The following is a 24,611-nucleotide window of genomic DNA, read 5'->3' as shown; positions in this document are numbered from 1 at the left end:
GCATAATCCCTGCTTAATTGGATAAAACCTTTATCAAATCGTGTATTACCGAGATGGAAAGCCAATCGTCGCCACTGGGATCAGTGGATCAACAAGTTACGCGTTATAAACAAGTATTGGATGTCATGCCTGCTGGTGTGATCTTGCTTGATTCAAACGGCCGAGTGGCAGAAGCCAATCCAGAGGCACGTCGCTTGTTGGGTGAACCACTCACGCAAGAACGTTGGTTTGACGTGATCCAACGCGCCTTCTCTCCGCGTGATGATGATGGGCATGAGGTGTCGTTAAAAGATGGTCGCCGTGTAAAGCTTGCTATATCGGCATCAGATTCTGGCCAATTGATCTTGATTACCGATATGACAGAGACGCGCTTGCTGCAATCACGGGTCAGTGAGCTACAGCGGCTATCATCCTTAGGGAGAATGGTGGCTTCCTTGGCACATCAGGTGCGAACACCGTTATCCAGCGCCATGTTATATGCGGCGAATTTAGGTGCGCCCAACCTGAATGAAGCCACCCGACAGCGTTTCCAGTTGAAGTTGCTCGATAGGCTGCACGATCTCGAGAAGCAAGTGAATGACATGCTGTTATTCGCTAAAGGGGGCGATAACAAAGTGGTTGATCGGTTTACGGTTGAGCAGCTTTTTAATGAGTTTGAGCCTATGGTGGACGCGGTCGTTCAAGGGAAAAATGTTGATTTTGCCATCAATAGTGATGACGAAAGCGTGACCTTGCTGGGAAATGTGAATGCCTTAGCGAGCGCACTGAGTAACTTAGTGGTAAATGCTATTCAGGTTGCGGGAAAGGCGTGCCAAGTCGTGGTCGATGCGCGCACGCATGAGAACAGTCTCTTGTTATCGGTAGCCGATAATGGCCCGGGTATCGCGCCTGAGCTTCAGGCGAAAGTGCTAGAGCCCTTTTTTACCACCCGCCAGCAAGGGACGGGGTTAGGGCTTGCCGTTGTTCAAATGGTTTGCCATGCCCATAAAGGCACCTTGACGCTTCAGTCAGAGCCGGGTCAAGGCGCCTGTTTTACACTGTGCTTGCCGTTGGCAGACACACCTGCTGCACAAAGCAGTGATAGCGTAGGAGAAACACAATGAGCCAAACAACTGTCCTGATCGTCGAAGATGACGAAGGTTTGCGTGAGGCCCTCGTCGATACGCTTGCCCTTGCCGGATATCACTGGATTGAGGCCGATAGTGCTGAGCAAGCCTTGCTGACCTTAAAATCAGAGGCGGTCGATATTGTCGTTTCCGATGTCCAAATGGCCGGAATGGACGGGCTCGCTCTGCTGCGAACCATCAAAAATAACACCCCGAATTTACCGGTGTTATTGATGACAGCCTACGCCAACATTGAAGATGCAGTGGCCGCGATGAAAGAAGGGGCGATTGACTATATGGCCAAGCCGTTCGCGCCTGAAGTGCTACTCAACATGGTCAGCCGTTATGCTCCGGTTAAAGCGGACAGCTCGGACGCCATTGTCGCGGATCCTAAAAGTGTTGCATTGATGGCGTTGGCCGACAAAGTGGCAGCGACCGATGCCAATGTAATGATCTTGGGGCCGTCAGGCTCGGGTAAAGAAGTAATGGCGCGATATATCCACGATCATTCCGCGCGCGTGGCGGCGCCTTTTGTGGCGATTAACTGCGCGGCCATCCCAGAAAACATGCTGGAAGCGACGCTTTTTGGTTACGAAAAAGGTGCATTTACTGGCGCCGTGCAAGCTTGTCCAGGAAAATTTGAGCAAGCCCAAGGTGGCACCATTTTGTTGGATGAAATTAGCGAAATGGATTTGGGTCTCCAAGCTAAGTTATTACGAGTACTTCAAGAGCGTGAAGTGGAACGCTTAGGGGGCCGAAAAAGCATTCAACTGGATGTCCGTGTATTGGCCACCAGTAACCGCGATCTCAAAGAGTATGTGGGCGAAGGGCATTTCCGAGAAGATCTGTATTATCGGTTAAACGTCTTTCCTATTACCTGGCCAGCACTCACAGACAGGCCCGGCGATATTATCCCACTGGCGAGTCATTTGTTGTCACGCCACTGTCAAAAACAAGGCATGCCGTGTCCTACGTTAAGTCAAGATGCAGAGCAGAAGCTACTCCACTACCCATGGCCCGGCAACGTCCGTGAGCTCGACAACGTGATGCAGCGCGCTTTGATTCTAGCGAGCAATGCCGTTATTCAAGCGAGTGATATTTTGCTAGAAGGCCATGATTGGCATGATGCATCCGGCTTACAGCACCGGGTGATGGATAGCCAGCCGGTGGCACCATCGGTTGCAACGTCAGCGGCATCCTTTTCCGATCCAAGCATCAATGGCAATGCTGGATTGGGGAATGAGCTGCGAGATCAAGAGTTTGCTATTATTCTAGACACTATTCGCGCCTGTGAAGGTCGCCGCAAAGAAGTGGCGGAGCGGTTAGGGATCAGTCCACGAACATTGCGTTATAAATTAGCCAAAATGCGTGATGCTGGGATTGAAATTCCAAGCTAACTCCCTAGGATGTGAGGCCTTTGCCAACGTGGCCTCAAAGTTGCAAGTTAGCTGTCATGGCGGATAAATTCTGACCAAATTGACAAAAAATTGACACAGTAAGGATCGACGATGAAAGCCAATGCCCTGACCCAAGAGATGCAAGCCATGGCGGTGGCCGCGAAAAACGTGTCGCAACCTGCGACGGGCCAACAAGTGAGCCAAGAATTTGGCGATATGCTGGCCAGCGCGATCAACCATGTTAACGGATTACAAAAAACATCGGGTGAACTTGCCACGCGCTTTGATGAAGGCGACCGCAGTGTCAGTTTGTCGGATGTGATGATCGCACGTAATAAGTCGAGTGTGGCATTCGATGCAACGGTTCAAACCCGCAACAAGCTGGTTGAAGCGTACAAAGAACTGATGAATATGCCAGTGTAATGTAGGAATTAACCAGTGGCTGAAGAGAATCAAAACACCGATCTGGCAGTCTCCGAAGGGGCGGCAGCATTGCCCTCCACGGAGCTTGGGCCAGAGATGGATCAAGACGTACAAGACCCGGATGCGTTAGAGCAGTCTGCCAAGTCTGACTCGCTATTCGGCGACTTGGACATGGTACGTCAAATGATCCTCGTGTTAGCGGTCGCTATCTGCGTCGCGTTGATTATGATGCTGTTTTTCTGGGTTCAAGAACCCGAAATGCGTCCACTGGGCTCGTATGAAACCGAGGAGCTAATTCCGGTGCTTGATCACCTCGATCAAGAAAAGATTAATTATCAGCTAGATGGCAATACGATTCGTGTCCCTGCGGATGAATACTCATCGATTCGTTTGGGACTGACCCGGGCGGGGTTAAACACCGCGACCGCTGAAGGCGATGATATTCTTCTTAATGACATGGGATTTGGCGTCTCACAACAACTGGAGCGCGAGCGCTTAAAATTGAGCCGCGAACGTCAACTTGCCGCCGCGATTGAAGAAGTCCGTCATGTCCGCAAAGCACGCGTGCTGCTGGCGATGCCAAAGCAAAGCGTGTTTGTGCGTCACAATCAAGAAGCCTCAGCAACTGTATTTCTCACGCTTGGCGGCGCGAATACACTCGGACAAGAAGAGGTTGACTCGATTGTCGATATGGTTGCCTCTGCCGTTCCATCCCTGAAACCGACCCGTGTAACGGTAACCGATCAGCATGGACGTTTGTTGAACTCGGGGAGTGAAGATCCTGCCACGGCAGCACGCCGCAAAGAATATGAGCTTGAGCGTAAGCAAGAGCGCCAGTTACGTGACAAAATCGATTCTATTCTCATCCCTGTATTGGGCTTGGGTAACTATACCTCGCAAGTCGATGTGTCGATGGACTTTAGTTCGCTAGAAGAAACTCAAAAGCAATTTAATCCCAATACGCCCGCCACGCGCAGTGAGTACACCCGTGAAGACTACAATAGTAGTGATATGGTCGCAGGGATCCCGGGAGCGTTAAGTAACCAGCCACCAGCGGACGCATCGATTCCTGAAGATGTTCAAGATTTGAAAAATGGTGGCGCAGGAGACACGGGCTCGGTCAGTCGTGAAGCCACGCGAAACTTTGAATTGGACACTACCATCCGCCACCGTCGTGCACAGTCTGGCATTATTGACCGCCAGACCGTCTCGGTCGCGGTCAACTTTAAGCAAAGTGTGGATCCAGAAACCGGTGATGTGGTGAAAACCCCACTGACCGATGATGAAATCGCAAAAATTCGTCGTTTGTTGATGGGCGGGGTCGGTTTCAGTGAAGCGCGTGGGGACGTGATTGAAGTCATCGCAGTGCCCTTTGTTGAGCCTGAACAAGATATTGCGATGGATGTGCCGATTTGGGAGCATCCAAACTTCAACGACTGGGTGCGCTGGATGGCTGCGGCATTGGTGATTATCGTGGTTATCTTGGTGCTTATCCGCCCAGCCATGAAAAAACTGTTGTACCCAGCGCTCGACGAGGATGGCAATACCGTCGGACCCAATGGCGAGATCTTGGGACCCGATGGCTTGCCCATCTCCCCTGACGGTGATGACATTGGCCTGATTGGTTCGGAGCTTGATGGCTCAAGTAACTTTGCGATGTCATCATCGGATGTGTCCTTGCCAAACTTACACAAAGATGAAGATTTGTTGAAAGCGGTGCGGGCATTGGTGGCGAACGAGCCAGACCTAGCCGCACAAGCTGTGAAGAACTGGGTAATGCAAGATGGCAAATGAAGTCGCGACAACCGGCGGTGAAGAGCAACCGGGTACCAGCTTTGATGTCAACTCATTGAGTGGTATTGAAAAGGCAGCAATTTTGTTGTTGAGCCTGAGTGAGCAAGATGCGGCGAGTATTATTCGCCACCTTGAGCCAAAACAGGTGCAACGCGTCGGTGCGGCCATGACCTCAATGACTGACCTTAACTCCGATAAAGTGGCTGCTGTTCACCGCGCCTTTCTCGAGGAAATCCAAAAATACACCTCGATTGGGATGGGCAGTGAAGACTTTGTTCGTAATGCATTGGTAGCCGCGCTGGGTGAAGACAAAGCCAACAACTTGGTCGATCAGATTTTGCTTGGCAGTGGCTCGAAAGGCTTGGATTCACTCAAGTGGATGGATCCGCGTCAAGTGGCGAGCATCATTATCAACGAGCACCCGCAGATACAGACCATTGTGCTTTCGTATCTCGACCCCGAGCATTCCGCAGAGATCCTCTCGCAGTTCGTTGAACGTGACCGGTTAGATCTGATGATGCGGATTGCCAACCTCGAAGAAGTTCAGCCTGCTGCATTGCACGAGTTGAATGAAATCATGGAGAAACAGTTCGCCGGCCAAGCGGGGGCGCAAGCAGCCAAAATTGGTGGCTTGAAGGCCGCAGCCGAGATCATGAACTACATGGACAACAGTATTGAAGGCGTGTTGATGGACTCGATTCGCGATCAAGACGAAGAGATGGCCTCGCAAATCCAAGATCTGATGTTCGTATTCGACAACCTTATCGATGTCGACGATCGCGGTATTCAAACTATGCTGCGTGACGTGCCGCAAGAAGTCTTGCAAAAAGCGCTTAAAGGTGCGGAAGATAATCTGCGTGAGAAAATCTACCGCAACATGTCTAAGCGTGCGGCAGAAATGCTGCAAGACGATATCGAAGCCATGGGACCGATCCGTGTTTCAGATGTAGAAGGGGCTCAGAAAGAGATCCTGTCTATCGCGCGCCGTCTCGCGGATGCGGGTGAAATCATGCTTACTGGTGGCGGCGGCGACGAGTTCGTTTAGGCCATTCACGTATCAGAGGTAAATCATGAGCCTAGATAAGCGTCGTGGCTACATTCGTGCTGACGAGGCACAGACTGAAACCATTGACCGTTGGGAATTGCCTCCTTACGGCGACAAGCAGTCTTTACCCAAAGAAACCGCACTCAACTATGATCCGAGTTGGGAGCCGGAGCCCGAACCGGAACCAGAAGAGTCGGAGCTGGCGCCTGAACCCTTAACCGCGGACGCACTCGAAGCGATTCGTCAACAAGGCTACGATGAGGGCCATGAAGAGGGCAAGCAGCTTGGTCATCGTGAGGGGTTAGATGCGGGTCTTGAAGAGGGGCGCGAGAAAGGCCACGAAGAAGGTAAAAAAGCAGGCTTTGACGAAGGCGTTGCCGCTGGGCAAGCCCTGATCGAGGAGCGCTGCCAGCATCTAGATAGAATTTTAAATCAGCTTACGCACCCGCTCGAAAAGGTCAATGAAGATGTCGAACAGCAGTTGCTAGTGATGGTGCAAGCGTTGACCAAATCTCTGATTGGCGTCGAAGTGCAGACCAATCCGCACGTGATCTTACAAACCTTACGCGCCGCCATCGAGGCACTGCCGATTGCTGATCACCCCGTTACTGTCTCCCTACACCCAGATGATCACGCGCTAGTCAGTGAGGCGTACGGGCCAGATACCCTTGCCGCGCGCGATTGGACGTTACAATCCGAGCCAGCACTGTCTCGTGGCGATGTGCACGTAAAAGCGAAAGACTCGGTGGTGGATTACCGTCTTGCCGAGCGTGTCGACACCTTGTTGCGAGAGTTTCATGGTAAAAACCAAGCGCGCCCGTCGGACGCTGCGCACCAACAAACGGACCCTGTTACAGAGTCTGAGCAAACCATGCGTGATCACGCGCAACAGGAAGCGGACGCGCCGCAAGAGCATGCGTCGTCAGAGCTCGATTCTCAAGCTAGCTCACAAGATGAGCAAGCACCTTCGGCTGAGCAAAACGCATCAGTGGATCAGGACAAAGGTGAGTAATGAGTGCATTGGCAGAGCGACTCAAGCACTGGCAAGTTGACAATCTCGCCCCCAAACCCGTCGCATCGGGGAAATTGGTCCGTATGGTGGGATTGACACTTGAGGCCATTGGCTGTCGCGCGCCGATTGGCTCTGTCTGCTCGGTCGATACCCTTAATGGCACTATTGAGGCCGAAGTGGTTGGTTTCGCCGGTGAGCTACTTTATCTGATGCCCAATGAGCAAGTGTCTGGTGTGCTTCCTGGTGCACGTGTGACGCCGCTGGCAGAGCGAGGTCATTTGGCGGTGGGGATGGAATTACTCGGCCGAGTGATCGACGGTATGGGCAACCCTTTGGATGGAAAGGGCGATATCTATACTGATAAGCGTGCTAGCTTAGAAGGGACGCCAATCAACCCCTTGGCGCGCCAGCCGATTCGTGAACCTTTGGATGTCGGCATTAAGGCGATTAATGGCCTTTTAACCGTCGGCAAAGGGCAACGTATCGGCTTGTTTGCAGGCTCGGGGGTAGGTAAGTCTGTCACGCTTGGCATGATGACACGAGGCACGACCGCACAAGTGGTTGTGGTGGGGCTCATTGGCGAGCGTGGTCGCGAAGTCAAAGAGTTTATTGACGATATCCTCGGAGAGGAAGGACGCGCGCGTGCCGTGGTGGTTGCAGCCCCTGCCGATGCGTCACCACTTATGCGCCTCAAAGGGTGCCAAACTGCGTTGACCATTGCCGAATATTTTCGCGATCTAGGGCTCGATGTGCTCTTGTTAATGGACTCTTTGACTCGTTTTGCGCAAGCGCAGCGAGAAATCGCTTTATCGGTTGGTGAGCCACCGGCCACCAAAGGGTATCCGCCGTCGGTTTTTGCGCGTTTGCCTTCGTTGGTTGAACGTGCCGGTAATGGCGCGGTTGGGCAAGGCTCTATCACGGCGTTTTTCACTGTACTCACTGAAGGCGATGACTTACAAGATCCGATTGCAGATGCAGCCCGCGCCATTCTTGATGGGCATATCGTGTTATCGCGCGAATTGGCTGACAGTGGGCATTATCCTGCAATTGATGTTGAGCGTTCGGTCAGCCGTGTGATGCCAAACATCACCAGTGAAGAGCAAATTCTGATGTCTAAAGCGGTGCGGCAAGTGTTGTCCGTTTGCCGAAAAAATCAAGACTTGGTCTCAATCGGCGCGTACAAGCCAGGCTCAGATGCAGCGGTTGACCAAGCATTTAGTATTAAGCCGCGATTGGATGGGTATTTGCAGCAAGGCATGAAAGAAGTGGTCCCCTTTGATATGTGTGTCAACATGTTACGCTCAACCTTGCAGGGGTAATCGATGGCTGATCATGCACTGACACTGCTATTGGATAAAGCCCAAGAGGATGAAAAGCAGGCGCAGCTTGCCGTTGTCGCGGCGCAGCAATCTTTGGATAATTATTATCGCCAGCTTGAGCAAATCGAGCAGTACCGCTTGGAGTATTGTCGGCAAATGAGTGACCGCGGCCAGCAAGGCTTATCGGCCAGTGCATTTGGCCACTTAAACAAATTCATTGTCCAGCTGGATGAAACCCTGGCAAAACAGCGAGATGCTGAACATCAGTTTAAAGAGCATCTCGATAACTGCCAACAAACCTGGCAGCAAGCGCGGCAGTATCGGCAATCGATAGAGTGGCTAATTGAAAAGCGTGAACGTGAGCAAGCGGAGCGAGAACGCTATCAAGAGCAGCGCCAAATGGATGAAATGGCAGCGATTATTGCTCGCCGTCGTCCTTCCCCCTTCTCTTAATCTTATAATGGCGCGATAATTGCTTTGTCATTACCACGACGAGCGAGTATTCGCCTCGCGAACAGGTGATTTACACGGTAATGATGAGAGACCTATGACGCAGTCTAACCTGACGCTTTCTAATTTATCTGCCAACATCGCGCCAACGCCAAGCGAGGGTCAGCCTTCAGCTGGACAAGCTAAGGCGTCGCCAGAAGCGGGCTTTCTAGCGACATTACGGCAAACGCTTCAACAAGATGGCGCGGAGGGCGAGTTGCCCATTGAGCTGATGGCGGATGGCAAAACCTTACTGGTTGATGGCCAAATGATCGATGCAGAGGCCATGCTGGCAGATGGCATGTTCAGTGAAGCAGAAATGGCCCAAATTGCCGATATGACCGCGATGGAGGAAGGGGAAGCACTGCTTGCACGCCTAAATCAAGCTGCCGCGACGCTGAATGGCAAAGATTTGCCTATCAAAGCGGGTAGTGAATTAATGGCCAATGCTGACAAAATGACAGGCGCCGACAAAGAGGCGTTAAATGACAAAGCTTTAAACGACAAAGCGTTAGCATCATTGCAGAAACAGATGCACGAGCATGCCCAAGCGCAAAAGGTCTCGCGAGAAGCACTGTTAGAGACGTTGTCACGGCAGCTTCCTGATGATGTCGATCCAGAACAGGCGCTGGCGCAATTGTCGCCCGATCAGTTGGCAGCACTGGTAGCGCAAGTGAGAGCTAATCAACAGGCGCGCAGCGGGACCTGCCTCAGCAGTGACGAACAAGGGTCGGCATCTGCACAGCCAGACAAAGCGATGAAGCTCGCGTCGGCATCGATCCCTTGGGCCGAGGCCAAAGCCGGCGCGGATGAAACTGAAAAAAAGGGTAAAGAGTCGGTTGTGGCTAAAGATATCGCCGCAGCGTTGGCTGCGCGTTCGGCAGACAATCTGGACAAGCAGCGTCAAGCTAATCAAGCGACTTATCAATTGCATGCCGGTGACGGGGAGAGCAGCAGTAAGGCCTCTTCATCGTTGACCGCTCAATTAGGACAGGCGGGCGCGAATGCGCTAGCTAGTCAGCAGGCGCAAGCGGCAGGGTTGAGCAAAGCTGCGGTAAAAGCCATGACTGAGAAGGCGGCAAACGCGGATAAAGCAGCGGGAGTGGATGGTAGTGGGTCGACACGCTCCGATACACTGATGCAACAGTTAGCGACTAGCTTAGGAACATCATCGGCGCAAGCACATACTGCGCGTCAAGATATGCAAGCAGCACAAAATGCTCAAGCCCCCTTACCCATGGGACAATCGCCTGCAGAAGCGGGCGCGGCACTCAGTGAGCGCGTTAATGTAATGCTGTCGAAAAATTTGAAACAGGTTGATATTCGCCTTGATCCACCTGAATTAGGCCGGATGCAAATTAAGCTGGGTATCAACAATGACCAAGCGACTGTGCACATTACCGTCGCCAACCATCAAGCACGCGATCTCGTCGAACAAGCGATGCCGCGTTTGCGTGAAATGTTACAGCAGCAAGGGCTACAATTAGCCCAAGGCTCGGTCCAACAGCAAGACAGTGGTGCCCAACAAATGGCATCGGGTCAGCAGCAACAAAGCGGCGCAGGCCAATCGAGTGGGGCTGCATCCGGGATGCCGGGGCTCGATGACGGTGTTGACGAGGTATTAACCAGCCAAACCATACAGGTTTCACATAGCGATAGAGCGGTTGACTATTACGCTTGATGTGGGTGTAAAGATGAGGAGCACGAATAACGATGGCCGATGATAACAATCCAGAAGCGCCTGAAGGTGGAAAGAAAAAGCTGATCATCATTATCGCTGCAGCTGTGTTGCTGCTGTTAGTGGCCGGTGGTGCAGCGTTTTTCTTCTTATCTGGAGGAGATGACAGCCAAGACGATATTGTGCTTGAAGAGCAAGCAATGTCACTGCCAGCGATTTATGTCACCTTACCACGCCCGTTTGTGTTCAATGTGACGGGCGACGAGCAGCAACGTCTCGTTCAAGTTAAGGCTCAGTTGCTGGTGCGAGGCAATGAAATGGAAGCGCTTGCCAAAGAAAATTTGCCCTTGGTGGAGCACGCGCTGTTGAATACCTTTGGGGCGGCAACCGCTGAGCAATTGCGTACACCGCAAGGCCAACTCGAAGTGAGGCGGCAAGCGGCCGAGAATGTACGTGCGGCCTTGATTAAAGTCACCGGTGAACCTGTGGTAGAACGGGTCCTGTTTACCGGTTTTGTGATGCAATAGGTGATGACGTGACCGACCTACTCAGCCAAGACGAAATTGATGCGCTCCTTCATGGTGTTGATGACGTCGAAGAGGATGATAACGAGCCCGAAGCCGGCGAAGGCGGTGCGGTAGGGTTTGATTTCTCTTCGCAAGACCGTATTGTGCGCGGTCGCATGCCGACGCTTGAACTTATCAATGAGCGCTTTGCGCGTCACATGCGCATTAGTTTGTTTAACATGCTGCGTAAAACCGCCGAAGTATCGATTAACGGCGTGCAGATGATGAAATTTGGCGAGTACCAAAACACGCTCTATGTCCCGACGAGCTTAAACATGGTGCGTTTCCGGCCATTAAAAGGGACCGGGCTTATCACCATGGAAGCACGATTAGTCTTCATCTTGGTGGAAAACTTCTTTGGTGGCGACGGGCGTTTTCATGCTCGGATTGAAGGGCGTGAATTTACTCCGACCGAGCGACGCGTGATTCAAATGCTGCTCAAGCTCGTGTTTGAAGATTACAAAGACGCGTGGGCACCGGTGATGGAAGTGGCCTTTGAATACCTCGATTCAGAGGTAAACCCAGCGATGGCCAACATTGTTAGCCCAACAGAAGTAATTGTGGTGAGCTCGTTCCATATCGAGCTTGACGGCGGCGGTGGTGATTGCCACATGGTTATGCCGTACTCCATGCTAGAGCCGATTCGGGAGTTGCTAGATGCGGGTGTCCAAAGTGACAAAATGGACACGGATGTACGTTGGAGTAAAGCGTTACGCGATGAAATCTTGGACGTTAATGTTGAGCTCAGCGCCAAGCTGTTAGATACCACGCTGTCATTACGCGATTTGATGGAGTTGCAAAAAGGGGACGTGATCCCTGTCGATATGCCAGACGCGTGTACAGTCTTTATTGAAGATTTGCCGACCTATCGTGCCAAAATGGGTCAGTCTAACGATAAGCTAGCACTCAAAATTGTTGAAAAATTGAAACGGCCAGATATGGCTAAATCAGATATTTCACTGCTTCACGACAAGCCGGAGTTGCTTGACGACTTAGAAGAAGATTTACCGATTGATGGTAAAGGTGGCAGTGATACCAGTAATCAAAACCAGTAAACAGGGGTGAGACGTCATGGATCAAAATGATGTAGATGATGATTGGGCTGCCGCCCTGGCCGAACAGTCAGAAGTGGAAGGCTCTGATGAAGTGCAAGCGGCACCATTAGAAGAGCTGACGGACGACAGTGAACAGAAAATTGGCCCAGAAGAGCAACGTAAGCTGGATGCCATTCTCGATATCCCTGTGACCATATCGATGGAAGTCGGGCGCACACAAATTAATATTCGTAATTTGCTGCAATTAAACCAAGGCTCTGTGGTCGAGCTAGATCGATTAGCAGGGGAATCGCTTGATGTGCTGGTTAATGGCACCTTAATTGCGCATGGCGAAGTGGTTGTGGTGAACGATAAGTTTGGTATTCGGTTGACGGATGTGATCAGCCAAACTGAGCGAATTAAGAAGTTACGATAAGGAAAATCATGCGTCGGCTTTTGGGAGGCTTGTTGTTTGCGCCGCTGCCTGTATGGGCCGCGGCGCCTGATATTAGTATCGCGACCATGTTGGTATCACTGACATTGGTGCTTGCGCTTATTTTTGCGCTGGCGTGGTTATTGAGACGATTAAAGTTGCCAGGCATGGCTGGGCAAGCCAATGGCATTCGTATCATCAGCCAACTGGCCGTTGGGCAAAAAGAGCGTATTTTAGTGGTCGATATCAATGGCGAGCAGCTTGTGATCGGCGTGACAGCCACCAATATTCGGTTGCTAAAAGCGCTGGATTCGCCCATGCCGACGTCGTCAAATGCGCCAGCACCGAATACGGGGTTTGCTGAGCAACTCGGCCAACTGTTGAATCGAAAATGACTATCAAAACGTTACTTGCGGCTTGGCTTTTTGTGTGGGTGTCACTGTTTTCACCTGCCACATTTGCCCAACAAGAAGCAACGCCAGCACAAGAAACCATTACCACCGAATCGATTGATGAGGCCGGTGAGGCGGTGCGACTGCAGACAAGTCGCAACACCGGGGGCGGGATCCCTGCCGTGACGATGCGCGTCAATCCTGATGGCAGTGAAGACTACTCGGTGACATTGCAGATCCTCGCTCTGATGACCGCGCTGGGCTTTTTGCCCGCCATCGTGATCTTGATGACGTCATTCACTCGAATTGTGGTGGTGATGGCGATTTTGCGGCAGGCTATGGGACTACAGCAAACACCGTCAAACCAAGTCATCATCGGGATCGCTTTGTTCTTGACGCTGTTTATTATGTCTCCGGTGATCGATCGCATGAACACGGATGCCATTCAACCCTACATCAATGAACAAATAACGGCGCGAGACGCATTCGACCGCGTGCAAGTGCCGTTGCGCGAGTTTATGTTGAGACAGACACGCGTCAAAGATCTTGAGACCTTTGTGAATATGTCGGGTGCGCAAGTCAGTGAGCCAGAGCAAGTCCCGATGACGGTACTTATCCCTGCGTTTGTGACTTCAGAGTTGAAAACGGCTTTCCAAATTGGCTTTATGCTATTTTTGCCGTTTTTGGTGATTGATTTGGTGGTGGCCTCTGTCTTGATGGCAATGGGTATGATGATGCTCTCGCCGATGATCGTCTCCTTGCCATTTAAGCTGATGTTATTTGTCTTGGTTGATGGGTGGAACCTCATTCTTTCTACCTTAGCGGGTAGTTTTGGCTAAAGGAGGCAATGATGGCCCCGGAAGCGTTTGTTGAATTATTTCAAGATGCCTTGTATTTAGTGCTACTGCTGGTGTCGGCGATTGTGGTACCGGGTTTGTTGGTCGGCTTGATTGTGGCGATTTTCCAAGCGGCCACTTCAATCAACGAGCAAACACTGAGCTTTTTACCGCGTTTGATCGCCACCTTTGTGGCCCTGATGTTTTTCGGCCATTGGATGACGCGTATGTTGATGGAGTACTTCTACCGCTTGGTGGAAGAGATCCCGACCCTGCTTTACTAGGGCGATATCATGGAATATCCCGCCTCTGTTATCTTGTCGTGGATGGCCAATTATTTTTGGCCGTTCACTCGCATCTCCTCGATGATGATGGCGATGACGTTTTTTGGCGCACGCTTTGTGCCAGTGCGCATTCGCTTATATCTATCGCTGGCGATTACCTTTGCGGTGATGCCAGCACTCCCTGCGGTGCCAGAAGAGATTGAATTGGTGTCCTTTGCGGGATTTGTGGTGTTGGCTCAGCAAATCGTGATTGGCGTTGCCATGGGGATGGTCACGCAATTTATTACCCAAACCTTTGTGGTATTGGGACAAATCCTCGGTATGCAATCCAGTTTGGGTTTTGCCTCTATGGTGGACCCCGCCAATGGTCAAAACACTCCCTTACTCGGGCAATTCTATTTGTTCTTGGCGGTGATGCTCTTTCTTGCCACCGATGGGCATTTGCAGATGCTTAATTTAGTGGTTATGAGTTTTAAAACGCTCCCCATTGGCGAGATGATTGGTGCAGCCGATTACCGCAGTCTTGCGGATTGGTTCGGTATTATGTTCCAGGTCGCGTTAAGCATGTCATTGGCGGGCATTATCGCGCTCTTGATTGTTAACCTATCGTTCGGGGTCATGACACGCGCCGCTCCCCAACTGAACATTTTCTCTCTTGGCTTTGCATTTGCATTGTTGATGGGCTTGCTGATCAGTTGGTATTTACTGTTCGGTATTTTGACGCATTACGATAACCACTGGCAGACTGGGCTTAACCAAGTTTGCTCTTTGATTCGCATTAACTGTGAGCCTAACTGATGGCAGAGAGTGACGGCCAAGAAAGAACAGAAGACGCCACACCCCGAAGGCGGGAGCAGGCGCGGGAGAAAGGCCAAGTACCGCGCTCAAGAGAACTGGCGTCCGTCGCTGTCCTGATATTGGGGGCGGTGAGTTTGATGTGGTTTGGGCAATCGCTCGGGGAAGCGTTAATGGCGCTAATGACGCGGCTTTTTACGTTGTCGCGCGCAGAAGTCTTTGATACCTCTGAGTTAATGCTGGTGGTGGTTGGCGAACTATTACACCTTATCCTCCCGCTTGGACTGGTGCTGTTGCTGCTGTTTTTTTCCGGCCTCGCGGGGTCGGCAGGTCTTGGTGGGATCAGCTTCTCGTGGGAAGCGGCGCGCCCCAAGTTATCCAAAATGAGCCCCATCGCTGGGGTTAAACGGATGTTTGGCACCCAAGGCTTGGTTGAGTTATTAAAATCGATTCTTAAAGTCTTGCTGGTTGGGGGCGTGGCAAGTTATTTGGTGTATATCAACCTCCAAGAGTTCTTTGAACTGACAATTGAAACCTTCCCGCAAAACCTCTATCACGCGATGGATATTCTGCTTAACTTCGTGTTGTTGGTATGTTGCTCACTCTTAATTGTGGTTGCGATTGATGTGCCGTTTCAGATATGGCAGCACAATGAGCAGCTAAAAATGACCAAACAAGAAGTAAAAGACGAGTACAAAGAAACCGAAGGTCGCCCAGAAGTCAAAGGTCGAATTCGTATGCTGCAGCGTGAAATGGCGCAACGACGAATGATGGCAGAAGTGCCACAAGCCGATGTCGTGGTGACTAACCCCGAGCACTACTCGGTTGCACTTCGGTATAACAGTGACATGGATAGCGCCCCAGTGGTGGTCGCGAAAGGCTCTGACTTTACCGCACTGAAAATTCGTGAGATTGCCGCTGAGCATGATGTAGCGATTGTCCCTGCACCGCCTTTAGCGCGAGCGCTGTACTTTAGCACTGAGCTTGAACAACAAATTCCAGACGGTTTATTTACGGCGGTTGCACAGGTACTGGCGTATGTTTTCCAGCTCAAGCAGTACAAAAAAGGCCGGGGCCGTCGGCCGACGCGTCCAGAAGATGCTTATTTGCCGATTCCGCCAGATTTGCGCCACGACTAGTACTCCCTTGTCCTTTGGGTTGCGTGTTTTTGTCTGAGAAGTGACAAAATGCTGACACTTTCGGGGTTGTTTGTTGGCGCAAATATTGCTTTCTCCACTTCCTCTTATGTTTGACGAGCGCGTCGCTTTTTCCGCCGTTCACCTATCATGGATTTGAGCTTGTAACATGCTAAAAGCCAAGTGGCAGCTGCCATTCTCAGACAAAGTTCCTTACCACCGCTTGCGTGCGATGCCCGCGGTTGGGGCTCCAATTTTAGTGTTAGCCACCCTCGCGATGGTGGTATTGCCCGTTCCGCCAATGCTGTTGGACTTGATGTTCTCGTTCAACATTGCCTTGTCGCTGGTGGTCTTGCTCGTCACCATTTATACCCGTCGTCCACTAGATTTTGCCGTGTTTCCCACGGTGCTGTTGATAGCAACTTTATTACGCTTGGCGTTGAACGTTGCGTCGACTCGGGTGGTGTTGCTCTATGGCCATGAAGGGCCGGATGCCGCGGGTCAGGTGATCGGCGCGTTTGGTTCGGTGGTGATCGGGGGCAACTATGCCGTCGGTCTGGTGGTGTTTCTTATCCTGATGATCATCAACTTTATGGTGGTAACCAAAGGTGCCGGACGGATTTCGGAAGTGAGTGCACGCTTTACCTTGGATGCCTTGCCCGGTAAGCAAATGGCCATTGATGCCGACTTAAATGCTGGGCTTATCGATCAAGAACAAGCGCGGACGCGTCGTCAAGAAGTGACCAAAGAAGCAGACTTCTACGGCTCTATGGATGGTGCGTCTAAGTTCGTTAAAGGGGATGCGATCGCGGGTATCCTGATCCTGTTGATTAACATCGTCGGTGGCCTGTCCATCGGGATGGGGCAGCACGATCTCCCGTTCTCTGATGCGATTGAAGTTTATACCTTGCTGACCATTGGTGACGGCTTGGTGGCGCAAATCCCGTCACTCTTGCTGTCAATTGGTGCGGCCATTATGGTGACGCGTCAAAATACTGATGAAGACATGGGGCAGCAAGTTGTCTTCCAATTGTTTGATAACCCGCGCGCGCTGATGATTGCTACTGGTATTCTTACCGTGATGGGTATTGTGCCGGGTATGCCTCACATCCCATTCCTGCTGTTAGCGATTATTTGTGGTGGCTTGGCCTATTGGAAATACCAGCAGTATCACAAAGCACAACAAAAAGCAGATGAGCCTGAGCAGCCAGAGACGGCGCCTATCACACCGAAAGAGTTGTCGTGGGATGATGTGCAACCTGTGGATGTGATTGGTCTAGAAGTGGGTTATCGCCTAATTCCCATGGTGGATAGAGATCAAGGCGGTGAACTGCTTGACCGCGTCAAAGGCGTGCGTAAAAAACTCTCTCAAGACTTTGGATTCCTCATTCCGCCTGTTCATATTCGCGATAATCTGGAGTTACCGCCACATAACTACCGGATAACCTTGATGGGCGTCGCGGTGGGCGAAGCGGAAGTCCGTCCAGAGCATGAACTTGCTATTAATCCAGGACAAGTGTTTGGACCGATTGAAGGCGAGCCGACGCAAGATCCTGCATTTGGACTCGAAGCGGTTTGGATTGAGCCGAGCCAACGCGAGCACGCTCAGGCGTTAGGATATACGGTGGTCGACTCTGCCACCGTATTGGCGACCCATCTGAGTCAAATGCTGACCAATAACGCCGAGCGTTTATTGGGTCACGAAGAGGCGCAAAACCTTGTCGATATGCTGGGTAAACAAGTACCGCGTTTGGTGGAAGGGCTGATCCCTGACCAAATCCCACTAAGTGTATTGGTGAAGGTATTGCAAAACTTGCTCAGTGAGGCGATTCCTATTCGAGATATCCGCACTATCGTGCAGACCATGGCCGAATACGCTGGAAAGAGTCAAGATCCCGACATTCTCACCGCAGCGGTTCGGATTGCACTGCGTCGACTGATCGTGCAGGAAATCAATGGTATTGCACCAGAACTGCCAGTCATTACGTTAGTGCCTGAGCTGGAACAGATGTTGCATAAAACCATGCAGGCCTCTGGTGGTGAGTCGACAGGCATTGAGCCTGGGTTAGCAGAACGCCTGCAATCATCATTAGCCGAGGCAACGCAGCAGCAAGAGCTGCAAGGTGAGCCCGCCGTGTTGCTAACGTCGGGCGTGCTTCGAGCGACCTTAGCGAAATTTGTGAAGAACACCATTCCGACGCTACGAGTCTTGTCATATCAAGAAGTGCCGGATGAGAAACAAATTCGTATCGTCAATGCGGTTGGTAATAATTAATACCGTTTTTTGAGTAGGGCAGAGCTTTGAAAATCAAACGTTTTTTTGCTAAAGACATGCGTACTGCACTTGGCCAAGTCAAAGAAGAGCTGGGTGCGGATGCGGTGATCATGTCTAACAAAAAAGTGACTGGTGGTGTGGAAATTGTTGCTGCCGTCGATGCCGATACAGATCCTGTTCCTGCCAAGCCGCAGCCACAGGCTCATGCACAAGAGCAGGCGGCGCAGGCATACTCAAACGCACACCGCCAGCTCGCGGATGACAAGGTCCAATTGCGCCAACGTCAACAAGCGGCGCCGCGCAATCATCGACCGCCTCGTTTTTCGGCCATGCTCGATGAATATCGAGATAAATCAGGTCCAGCAGACAGTGCCCCACAAAACGAAGCCGACTCCCTGTCTGCGTTGTTGCAACGACAACAAAAACAGTCATCTCGCCCCGACCCTCAACGTCATTCGAATGCGAGAGAACCTGAGCGGCCTTCGGCGCTTGGGCGAGGTTATGAACCTCGTCGGGAGTTGAAGAGCAATGGTCGTGGCAGTTGGCAAGATGCTGGGCGCCAGCATCAACAGCCGGGTAGCAAGCCTAAACTGGATCCTTCCCGGTTCGAAGCGCGTCCATCGCAATCGTCCAATGAAGAGATTGAAGCGATGCGCCAAGAAATGGCTTCCATTCGTAGCTTGCTCGAGCATCAGCTCTCAGGCTTGATGTGGCAAGAGGTTGAACGTAGAGAACCGCTGCGTGCCATGCTGATTAAACGCTTGGAGCGCATGGGATTATCGTCTGACTTATCGGATCAGCTCGCGTGTTATATCCCAGAAGACACGCCCCCCACTGAAGCGTGGCAGGCGCTGCTTGATTTGGTCGCTGACCAAATCATCACCGTGGATGAAAACATGCTTGAAACAGGCGGTGTGATTGCGCTTTTAGGCCCCACCGGAGTGGGAAAAACCACCACGATCGCTAAGCTTGCTGCCCGTGCAGCCATGGACTTTGGCCCTGAAGAAATCGCATTAGTTACCACAGATACGTTTCGTATCGGGGCGCATGAACAACTTGCGACTTATGGGCGTATTCTTGGCTGTCCGGTCAAGGTGGCTAAAGATGCCGATGAACTGGCCGACATCCTTTATCAACTGCGTCATAGACGTTTGATATTGCTTGATACTGCCGGTATGGGGCAGCGCGATCTGCGCCTTTCAGAGCAGCTCGATACATTAATGCAAAACAGTGGATCGCATATTCGCAGCTTGCTGGTTTTGCCTGCGACGTCCCAACGTCGCGTATTACAAGAAACCATTGAACATTTTCGTCGTATTCCGTTGTCCGGCTGTGTGCTGACAAAGCTGGACGAATCTCTAAGCCTCGGTGAGCTGTTGTGTGTCACCATCGAAAATGCCCTGCCTGTTGCTTACTTAGCTGACGGGCAACGTGTGCCGGAAGATATCCGCCAAGCGACAGGACACTTCTTAGTGTCAAAAGCCAGCGAAATGCTGGAATCAGGCGCGGATCAGCACAATCACTTCTGGAGCAGTGATGTCCCAGAGTCGAATGGGGCGGACTTTTATGATTGAGACAACCATGCAAGATCAAGCAAGCGGCCTTCGCCGTCTAACCAACCCCTCACGAACTAAAGTCATTACAGTGACTGGCGGTAAAGGTGGTGTGGGGAAAACAAATGTCACCCTAGGAATGGCGGCCTCTATGGCGCGCCAAGGCAAAAAAGTCATGGTGCTTGATGCCGACCTTGGCTTGGCGAATGTCGATGTGTTGCTCGGATTGCGAGCCGGCAAGAACTTGTCTCACGTGCTTCAAGGTGTTTGTGACCTGAAAGACATCATCATTGAAGGGCCGCACGGTATGAAAATTGTACCAGCATCGTCTGGAATGCAAGGCATGACCGAACTCACGCCCGCGCAACATGCTGGTTTGATTCGTGCTTTTGGTACACTCGAAGAAGAGGTTGATGTACTCTTAGTAGATACCGCTGCGGGGATCTCTGATATGGTACTGAGCTTTTCGCGCGCAGCGCAGGATGTGGTGGTCGTGGTATGCGATGAGCCTACGTCAATTACTGATGCCTATGCTCTGATCAAGATTTTAAGCCGTGAACATGGCGTGAATCGCTTTAAAATCGTTGCAAATATGGTCAGAAGCTACCGTGAAGGGCGAGATTTGTTCACAAAATTAACGCGAGTCACTGAAAGGTTTCTAAATGCTAATCTAGAATTAGTGGCATGTGTTCCTGTGGATGAAAGAGTGAGGCAAGCAGTGAGAAAACAGAAAGTTGTTATCGACGCATTTCCTCGCTCGCCAGCGTCGCTGGCTTTAAACGCTCTGGCGAATAAGGCACTGACGTGGCCAGTACCGCGTAACCCTGGTGGTCATCTGGAGTTTTTTGTTGAGCGCTTGCTGATCAAAAATGATGACGCAGGAGAGTTGATTCGTGAATAAAGCGCTCACCTATAGTCGCACGGGTGATAATGGCCAAGGGGTACTCGAACGATACTCAAGCTTGGTCAAACGGATAGCGCACCACTTAATGGGGCGCTTGCCGCCGAGTGTACAAGTCGAAGATTTAATTCAAGCAGGCATGATAGGTTTGCTTGAAGCGCAGCAAAATTATGATCCGAGTAAGGGCGCAAGTTTTGAAACCTATGCCGGTATTCGGATTCGCGGTGCTATGCTGGATGATATGCGCCGCGGTGACTGGGTGCCACGCTCGGTCCACAAAGCAAGCAGGACAATCAGTGATGCGATTGCCTCACTGGAAAAGGAATTAGGCCGTGATCCCACGGATGTAGAAGTGGCACAACGGCTTGATATGAGCCTAGATCAGTATCATCAGGCACTGAATGACGTTAACTGTGGCCGATTAATCGGCATGGACGACTTAGGTGTCTCCGAAGATGCATTTACAACCGACAGTCATCGCAACGACAATCTTCCCTTTCAGGATGTTGCGGAAGATAATTTCAAAGCGGCATTGGCCGCGGCGATAAAAAGTCTTCCCGAAAGAGAAGCACTGGTGCTATCTCTTTATTATGATGAGGAATTAAACCTCAAAGAGATAGGGGCAGTGATAGGGGTGAGTGAATCCCGGGTCTGTCAGATTCAGAGTCAGGCCACGCAACGATTGAGAGCCAAGCTTTCCGCTTGGCATAGTGAGTAAGTAACAGTTTCGACAATAAAACGAGACCTCACCGGAGGCAACCTTGGATAAAAACATGAAAATTCTCGTTGTTGATGATTTTTCAACAATGCGCCGTATCGTAAAGAATCTTCTTCGTGACTTAGGTTTCAACAATACCGTTGAAGCGGATGACGGCTTAACAGCGCTGCCAATCCTCAAAAAGGGCGGTATTGATTTTGTCGTGACCGATTGGAATATGCCTGGAATGCAGGGGATCGATTTGCTTAAAGAGATCCGAAAGGACGACTCGCTGAAGCATCTCCCTGTATTGATGATCACTGCCGAAGCGAAGCGTGAGCAGATTGTTGAAGCTGCGCAAGCGGGCGTGAATGGTTATATCGTAAAACCTTTTACTGCTGCCACACTAAAAGAGAAGCTCGATAAGATTTTCGAGCGCATGTAATTAGCAAGCGCACAGTAAAAGGTAATCGTCATGATCAATCTGGACCAAGCGAAACAATTGGTCGCGTATCTTGAAAGTGGAGAGCAAGATAACGCTAATGCGCTTCTCGCTGATATCGCGAAAGAGGCGCGAGACCCGCTTTTTAAGGAAGTGGGCAAACTCACCCGCCAATTACACGACTCTATCTCCAACTTTCGCTTGGATCCCAGAATTGGTGATTTGGCGACTGTCGATATTCCTGACGCTCGCGATCGCCTCACCTATGTGATGGAGAAAACTGAGCTTGCGGCCAACCGCACCATGGATGCGGTTGAACGTACCATGCCTATTGCCAGTGAGCTGCAAGATAATTTGCAAGCGGTTAGGCCGAATTGGAACAGCTTGATGCGGGGGGAAATCGCCCTGGATGAGTTTAAAAGCCTTTGCCACAACATCGACGAGTTGTTGACTCAGGTGGAAGGCGGAGCGACAGAGCTTCACGGTCATTTGACCGATATTTTGATGGCTCAAGATTTCCAAGATCTCACCGGCCAAGTGATTCGACGTGTTATCGAACTTGTGCAAGAAGTCGAACAACAACTCGTCGAAATTCTGACGGCATTCGGTATGGAAAGTGACGAGACGGCGGGAGAAGCGCAGTCTCAACAAGAAGATGCCGTTGCGCCGGAAGGACCGATTATTCATCCTGAAGAGCGTGATGACGTGGTCCACAGCCAGGATGATGTCGATGACTTATTATCGAGTTTGGGTTTTTAGAGGTGCGCTATGAGCTTTGAAATGGATGAAGAAATCCTTCAGGACTTTTTGATTGAAGCGGGAGAAATCCTCGAACAGCTGTCTGAACAGCTGGTCGATTTGGAGCGTGCCCCTGATGATTCAGACTTGCTGAATGCCATCTTCCGTGGCTTCCACACCGTAAAAGGTGGGGCGGGCTTTTTGGGTCTTAATGCACTGGTTGACACGTGTCACGGTGCGGAAAATGTCTTTGATACGTTGCGTAACCATGGCCGTGAGTTGACCTCAGACGTCATGGACACCATTTTGCAAGCGTTGGATACCATCAACGATCAGTTTTCAGCGGTTCAAAGTAGTGAAGAGCCGACGGCGGCCTCGCCTGAGTTGCTAGAAGCGCTACATCGCTATGCGAAACCTGCCAGTGCAGACGAGCAAGCGGCTGAGCCTGAACCTGAGCCAGAACCCGAACCAACGCCTGAGCCAGAACCTGAGCCAGAACCTGAGCCTACCCCAGAACCGGAAGCTTCAGCATCGGGTGATGGTGCGATCAGTGGCGATTCAGTCGATGAGATTACTCAAGATGAATTTGATCGCTTACTCGACCAACTGCATGGCGAAGGGAAAGCGCCAACAGCAGGCGGTGACGATAGCCAAGATAAGCCGGATGTAGTTGCAGACACCGAAGCTGACAGCGGTGATATCACCGATGACGAATTCGAGAAACTGCTAGACGATTTACACGGCGCGGGTAAAGGCCCCGCGGCAAATAGCAACGACACACCGGAGCAGAGCGCGCCTGAAAAAGCGCCTGCCAGTGGCGGTGGTGATGAATTCATCGATGATGATGAGTTCGAAAAATTGCTTGATGATTTACACGGGAAAGGCAAAGGACCGGCCGCGGGCGATACGCCGCCAGCAGCGGCAAAAGCAGAAGCGCCTAAACCTGAGCCGAAGCCAGAACCGAAGCCAGAACCGAAGCCAGAACCCAAAAAAGCGGAACCCGCTAAACCCAGTACGCCTGCTAAGGCGGGGGCTGGCAATAAAGCGCCGGCTGCGACAGAAAAAGCACCGGAGAAAAAACCACCTGCCGCCCCACAGCAGGAGCAAACCGTTCGCGTTAATACCTCAACCCTCGATGCCATCATGAATATGGTGGGGGAATTGGTCTTGGTACGTAACCGCTTAGTGAGCTTGGGGCAAAGTAGCAACAACGAGAGCATGTCCAAAGCGGTCACTAACCTTGATGTGGTCACCGCCGATCTTCAAGGCGCGGTCATGAAAACGCGCATGCAGCCAATCAAAAAAGTATTTGGTCGTTTTCCACGCGTGGTACGTGATTTAGCGCGCAGCTTGAAGAAAGAAATCGTCCTTGAGATGAAGGGCGAAGAAACCGACTTGGATAAAAACTTGGTCGAGGCATTGGCCGATCCCATGGTCCACTTGGTGCGTAACTCGGTTGACCACGGCATTGAAATGCCAGACGTGCGTGAAAAGGCGGGCAAGCCACGAGTGGGTACCATCACCTTAAAAGCGTCGCAAGAAGGTGACCACATTCTGCTGACTATCGAAGACGATGGTGGCGGTATGGATGCTGAAAAACTGAAAGGCATCGCTGTCGAACGTGGTGTCCTAGATGCGGATGCTGCGGCACGACTGACTAACAGTGAAGCGTATAACCTGATTTTCGCCCCCGGTTTCTCGACCAAAACCGAGATCTCAGATATCTCTGGACGTGGTGTTGGTATGGACGTGGTGAAAACGGGGATCACCAAGCTCAACGGTTCGATTAACATCGACTCTGAGTTGGGACGCGGTACCATTATTGAAATCAAGGTTCCGCTTACGTTGGCAATCCTGCCCACGCTGATGGTGGGCGTCGGTGATAATCCGTTTGCGTTCCCACTGTCGAACGTCAGTGAAATTATCAGCTTAGATATGTCCAAAACCAATACGGTAGATGGGCAGCTTACCTTGATTGTTCGAGATAAAGCCATCCCTATCTTCTTCTTACAAGATTGGTTGTGTAAAGGTCAGTCTGATATCGATAAAACCAAGGGCCATGTGGTGATTGTGCAAATTGCCCATCAACGCATTGCGTTTGTGGTGGACACCTTGTTCGGTCAAGAAGAAGTGGTCATTAAGCCGCTAGATGAACTTCTACAAGGGACTCCCGGTATGGCTGGGGCAACCATCACCAGTGATGGACACATTGCTCTTATCCTCGATGTGCCCAACCTGCTAAAACATTACGCGGGTTAATTTGAGA

At 51.3% G+C, this 24,611-nt stretch carries 24 protein-coding genes; all 24 read left to right on the top strand.

The window, feature by feature from the left end:
• Positions 1 to 53: 53 nt before the first annotated feature.
• On the top strand, positions 54 to 1,103 hold the full coding sequence (locus BZG84_RS00850) for a sensor histidine kinase (protein ID WP_077479286.1): 1,050 nt from the start codon (positions 54 to 56) through the stop codon (positions 1,101 to 1,103).
• On the top strand, positions 1,100 to 2,503 hold the full coding sequence (locus BZG84_RS00845; protein ID WP_077479282.1) for a sigma-54-dependent transcriptional regulator: 1,404 nt from the start codon (positions 1,100 to 1,102) through the stop codon (positions 2,501 to 2,503). The genes BZG84_RS00850 and BZG84_RS00845 overlap by 4 nt, the downstream gene beginning before the upstream one ends.
• Before the next feature lie 111 nt (positions 2,504 to 2,614).
• Entirely contained in the window at positions 2,615 to 2,926 is a 312-nt protein-coding gene (gene fliE / locus BZG84_RS00840; protein WP_069587134.1) for a flagellar hook-basal body complex protein FliE, read from the top strand.
• Between the two features lie 15 nt (positions 2,927 to 2,941).
• Complete coding sequence (gene fliF, locus BZG84_RS00835; protein ID WP_077479281.1) at positions 2,942 to 4,720, top strand: flagellar basal-body MS-ring/collar protein FliF; 1,779 nt, start codon at positions 2,942 to 2,944, stop codon at positions 4,718 to 4,720.
• Positions 4,710 to 5,765: a flagellar motor switch protein FliG gene (gene fliG, locus BZG84_RS00830; RefSeq protein ID WP_069587136.1), complete on the top strand. Its 1,056-nt coding sequence runs from the start codon at positions 4,710 to 4,712 to the stop codon at positions 5,763 to 5,765. The genes fliF and fliG overlap by 11 nt, the downstream gene beginning before the upstream one ends.
• 25 nt (positions 5,766 to 5,790) lie before the next feature.
• Positions 5,791 to 6,777: a flagellar assembly protein FliH gene (gene fliH, locus BZG84_RS00825; RefSeq protein WP_077479279.1), complete on the top strand. Its 987-nt coding sequence runs from the start codon at positions 5,791 to 5,793 to the stop codon at positions 6,775 to 6,777.
• Positions 6,777 to 8,096: a flagellar protein export ATPase FliI gene (gene fliI, locus BZG84_RS00820; protein ID WP_077479278.1), complete on the top strand. Its 1,320-nt coding sequence runs from the start codon at positions 6,777 to 6,779 to the stop codon at positions 8,094 to 8,096. The genes fliH and fliI overlap by 1 nt, the downstream gene beginning before the upstream one ends.
• Before the next feature lie 3 nt (positions 8,097 to 8,099).
• A complete protein-coding gene (gene fliJ / locus BZG84_RS00815; protein WP_077479277.1) occupies positions 8,100 to 8,549 on the top strand; it encodes a flagellar export protein FliJ in 450 nt (149 codons plus the stop codon).
• A 94-nt stretch (positions 8,550 to 8,643) separates the two neighbouring features.
• The gene (locus BZG84_RS00810) at positions 8,644 to 10,266 is read left to right on the top strand and encodes a flagellar hook-length control protein FliK (RefSeq protein ID WP_077479276.1); all 1,623 of its coding nucleotides are present in this window, start codon (positions 8,644 to 8,646) and stop codon (positions 10,264 to 10,266) included.
• 32 nt (positions 10,267 to 10,298) lie between these two features.
• Positions 10,299 to 10,790: a flagellar basal body-associated protein FliL gene (fliL, locus tag BZG84_RS00805; protein ID WP_077479275.1), complete on the top strand. Its 492-nt coding sequence runs from the start codon at positions 10,299 to 10,301 to the stop codon at positions 10,788 to 10,790.
• Positions 10,791 to 10,798: 8 nt separating this feature from the next.
• Positions 10,799 to 11,884 (top strand): flagellar motor switch protein FliM, encoded by a 1,086-nt coding sequence (gene fliM / locus BZG84_RS00800; RefSeq protein WP_077677926.1) that lies wholly within the window; start codon positions 10,799 to 10,801, stop codon positions 11,882 to 11,884.
• A gap of 16 nt (positions 11,885 to 11,900) precedes the next feature.
• Complete coding sequence (gene fliN / locus BZG84_RS00795; protein WP_069587145.1) at positions 11,901 to 12,299, top strand: flagellar motor switch protein FliN; 399 nt, start codon at positions 11,901 to 11,903, stop codon at positions 12,297 to 12,299.
• Between the two features lie 8 nt (positions 12,300 to 12,307).
• Entirely contained in the window at positions 12,308 to 12,691 is a 384-nt protein-coding gene (gene fliO / locus BZG84_RS00790) for a flagellar biosynthetic protein FliO (protein ID WP_077455506.1), read from the top strand.
• Positions 12,688 to 13,527 (top strand): flagellar type III secretion system pore protein FliP, encoded by an 840-nt coding sequence (gene fliP / locus BZG84_RS00785; RefSeq protein WP_077455505.1) that lies wholly within the window; start codon positions 12,688 to 12,690, stop codon positions 13,525 to 13,527. The genes fliO and fliP overlap by 4 nt, the downstream gene beginning before the upstream one ends.
• A gap of 11 nt (positions 13,528 to 13,538) precedes the next feature.
• A complete protein-coding gene (gene fliQ / locus BZG84_RS00780; protein ID WP_069587148.1) occupies positions 13,539 to 13,808 on the top strand; it encodes a flagellar biosynthesis protein FliQ in 270 nt (89 codons plus the stop codon).
• A 9-nt stretch (positions 13,809 to 13,817) separates the two neighbouring features.
• Positions 13,818 to 14,606, top strand: coding sequence for a flagellar biosynthetic protein FliR (gene fliR / locus BZG84_RS00775; RefSeq protein WP_077455504.1), 789 nt, complete (start codon positions 13,818 to 13,820; stop codon positions 14,604 to 14,606).
• Complete coding sequence (gene flhB / locus BZG84_RS00770) at positions 14,606 to 15,742, top strand: flagellar biosynthesis protein FlhB (RefSeq protein WP_077479272.1); 1,137 nt, start codon at positions 14,606 to 14,608, stop codon at positions 15,740 to 15,742. The genes fliR and flhB overlap by 1 nt, the downstream gene beginning before the upstream one ends.
• A 166-nt stretch (positions 15,743 to 15,908) precedes the next feature.
• A complete protein-coding gene (gene flhA, locus BZG84_RS00765; protein WP_077479271.1) occupies positions 15,909 to 18,014 on the top strand; it encodes a flagellar biosynthesis protein FlhA in 2,106 nt (701 codons plus the stop codon).
• Between the two features lie 26 nt (positions 18,015 to 18,040).
• A complete protein-coding gene (flhF, locus tag BZG84_RS00760; RefSeq protein ID WP_077479270.1) occupies positions 18,041 to 19,588 on the top strand; it encodes a flagellar biosynthesis protein FlhF in 1,548 nt (515 codons plus the stop codon).
• The gene (locus BZG84_RS00755) at positions 19,581 to 20,468 is read left to right on the top strand and encodes a MinD/ParA family protein (protein WP_069587159.1); all 888 of its coding nucleotides are present in this window, start codon (positions 19,581 to 19,583) and stop codon (positions 20,466 to 20,468) included. The genes flhF and BZG84_RS00755 overlap by 8 nt, the downstream gene beginning before the upstream one ends.
• Entirely contained in the window at positions 20,461 to 21,186 is a 726-nt protein-coding gene (locus BZG84_RS00750; RefSeq protein ID WP_077479269.1) for an RNA polymerase sigma factor FliA, read from the top strand. Before BZG84_RS00755 ends, BZG84_RS00750 begins: the two co-directional genes overlap by 8 nt.
• 55 nt (positions 21,187 to 21,241) lie before the next feature.
• Positions 21,242 to 21,610 carry a chemotaxis response regulator CheY gene (gene cheY, locus BZG84_RS00745; RefSeq protein WP_069587163.1) on the top strand — a complete coding sequence of 123 codons (369 nt, stop codon included), beginning with the start codon at positions 21,242 to 21,244 and terminating at the stop codon, positions 21,608 to 21,610.
• Between the two features lie 30 nt (positions 21,611 to 21,640).
• On the top strand, positions 21,641 to 22,366 hold the full coding sequence (locus BZG84_RS00740) for a protein phosphatase CheZ (RefSeq protein WP_077479268.1): 726 nt from the start codon (positions 21,641 to 21,643) through the stop codon (positions 22,364 to 22,366).
• Between the two features lie 9 nt (positions 22,367 to 22,375).
• Positions 22,376 to 24,604, top strand: coding sequence for a chemotaxis protein CheA (locus BZG84_RS00735; protein ID WP_077677925.1), 2,229 nt, complete (start codon positions 22,376 to 22,378; stop codon positions 24,602 to 24,604).
• Positions 24,605 to 24,611 lie beyond the last annotated feature (7 nt).

Origin of the sequence: Salinivibrio sp. PR932, assembly GCF_001996125.1 — a bacterium.
GTDB classification, from domain to species: domain Bacteria; phylum Pseudomonadota; class Gammaproteobacteria; order Enterobacterales; family Vibrionaceae; genus Salinivibrio; species Salinivibrio proteolyticus.
This window is presented reverse-complemented; position numbering and strand designations above follow the sequence as displayed.

What these genes read in the sequence shown, in the direction of transcription:
- BZG84_RS00850 (WP_077479286.1), top strand. Translation starts at nt 54, where the DNA reads ATGGAAAGCCAATCGTCGCCACTGGGATCAGTGGATCAACAAGTTACG.
- BZG84_RS00845 (WP_077479282.1), top strand. Translation starts at nt 1,100, where the DNA reads ATGAGCCAAACAACTGTCCTGATCGTCGAAGATGACGAAGGTTTGCGT.
- fliE (WP_069587134.1), top strand. Translation starts at nt 2,615, where the DNA reads ATGAAAGCCAATGCCCTGACCCAAGAGATGCAAGCCATGGCGGTGGCC.
- fliG (WP_069587136.1), top strand. Translation starts at nt 4,710, where the DNA reads ATGGCAAATGAAGTCGCGACAACCGGCGGTGAAGAGCAACCGGGTACC.
- fliH (WP_077479279.1), top strand. Translation starts at nt 5,791, where the DNA reads ATGAGCCTAGATAAGCGTCGTGGCTACATTCGTGCTGACGAGGCACAG.
- fliI (WP_077479278.1), top strand. Translation starts at nt 6,777, where the DNA reads ATGAGTGCATTGGCAGAGCGACTCAAGCACTGGCAAGTTGACAATCTC.
- fliJ (WP_077479277.1), top strand. Translation starts at nt 8,100, where the DNA reads ATGGCTGATCATGCACTGACACTGCTATTGGATAAAGCCCAAGAGGAT.
- BZG84_RS00810 (WP_077479276.1), top strand. Translation starts at nt 8,644, where the DNA reads ATGACGCAGTCTAACCTGACGCTTTCTAATTTATCTGCCAACATCGCG.
- fliL (WP_077479275.1), top strand. Translation starts at nt 10,299, where the DNA reads ATGGCCGATGATAACAATCCAGAAGCGCCTGAAGGTGGAAAGAAAAAG.
- fliN (WP_069587145.1), top strand. Translation starts at nt 11,901, where the DNA reads ATGGATCAAAATGATGTAGATGATGATTGGGCTGCCGCCCTGGCCGAA.
- fliO (WP_077455506.1), top strand. Translation starts at nt 12,308, where the DNA reads ATGCGTCGGCTTTTGGGAGGCTTGTTGTTTGCGCCGCTGCCTGTATGG.
- fliP (WP_077455505.1), top strand. Translation starts at nt 12,688, where the DNA reads ATGACTATCAAAACGTTACTTGCGGCTTGGCTTTTTGTGTGGGTGTCA.
- fliQ (WP_069587148.1), top strand. Translation starts at nt 13,539, where the DNA reads ATGGCCCCGGAAGCGTTTGTTGAATTATTTCAAGATGCCTTGTATTTA.
- fliR (WP_077455504.1), top strand. Translation starts at nt 13,818, where the DNA reads ATGGAATATCCCGCCTCTGTTATCTTGTCGTGGATGGCCAATTATTTT.
- flhB (WP_077479272.1), top strand. Translation starts at nt 14,606, where the DNA reads ATGGCAGAGAGTGACGGCCAAGAAAGAACAGAAGACGCCACACCCCGA.
- flhA (WP_077479271.1), top strand. Translation starts at nt 15,909, where the DNA reads ATGCTAAAAGCCAAGTGGCAGCTGCCATTCTCAGACAAAGTTCCTTAC.
- BZG84_RS00755 (WP_069587159.1), top strand. Translation starts at nt 19,581, where the DNA reads ATGATTGAGACAACCATGCAAGATCAAGCAAGCGGCCTTCGCCGTCTA.
- cheY (WP_069587163.1), top strand. Translation starts at nt 21,242, where the DNA reads ATGAAAATTCTCGTTGTTGATGATTTTTCAACAATGCGCCGTATCGTA.
- BZG84_RS00740 (WP_077479268.1), top strand. Translation starts at nt 21,641, where the DNA reads ATGATCAATCTGGACCAAGCGAAACAATTGGTCGCGTATCTTGAAAGT.
- BZG84_RS00735 (WP_077677925.1), top strand. Translation starts at nt 22,376, where the DNA reads ATGAGCTTTGAAATGGATGAAGAAATCCTTCAGGACTTTTTGATTGAA.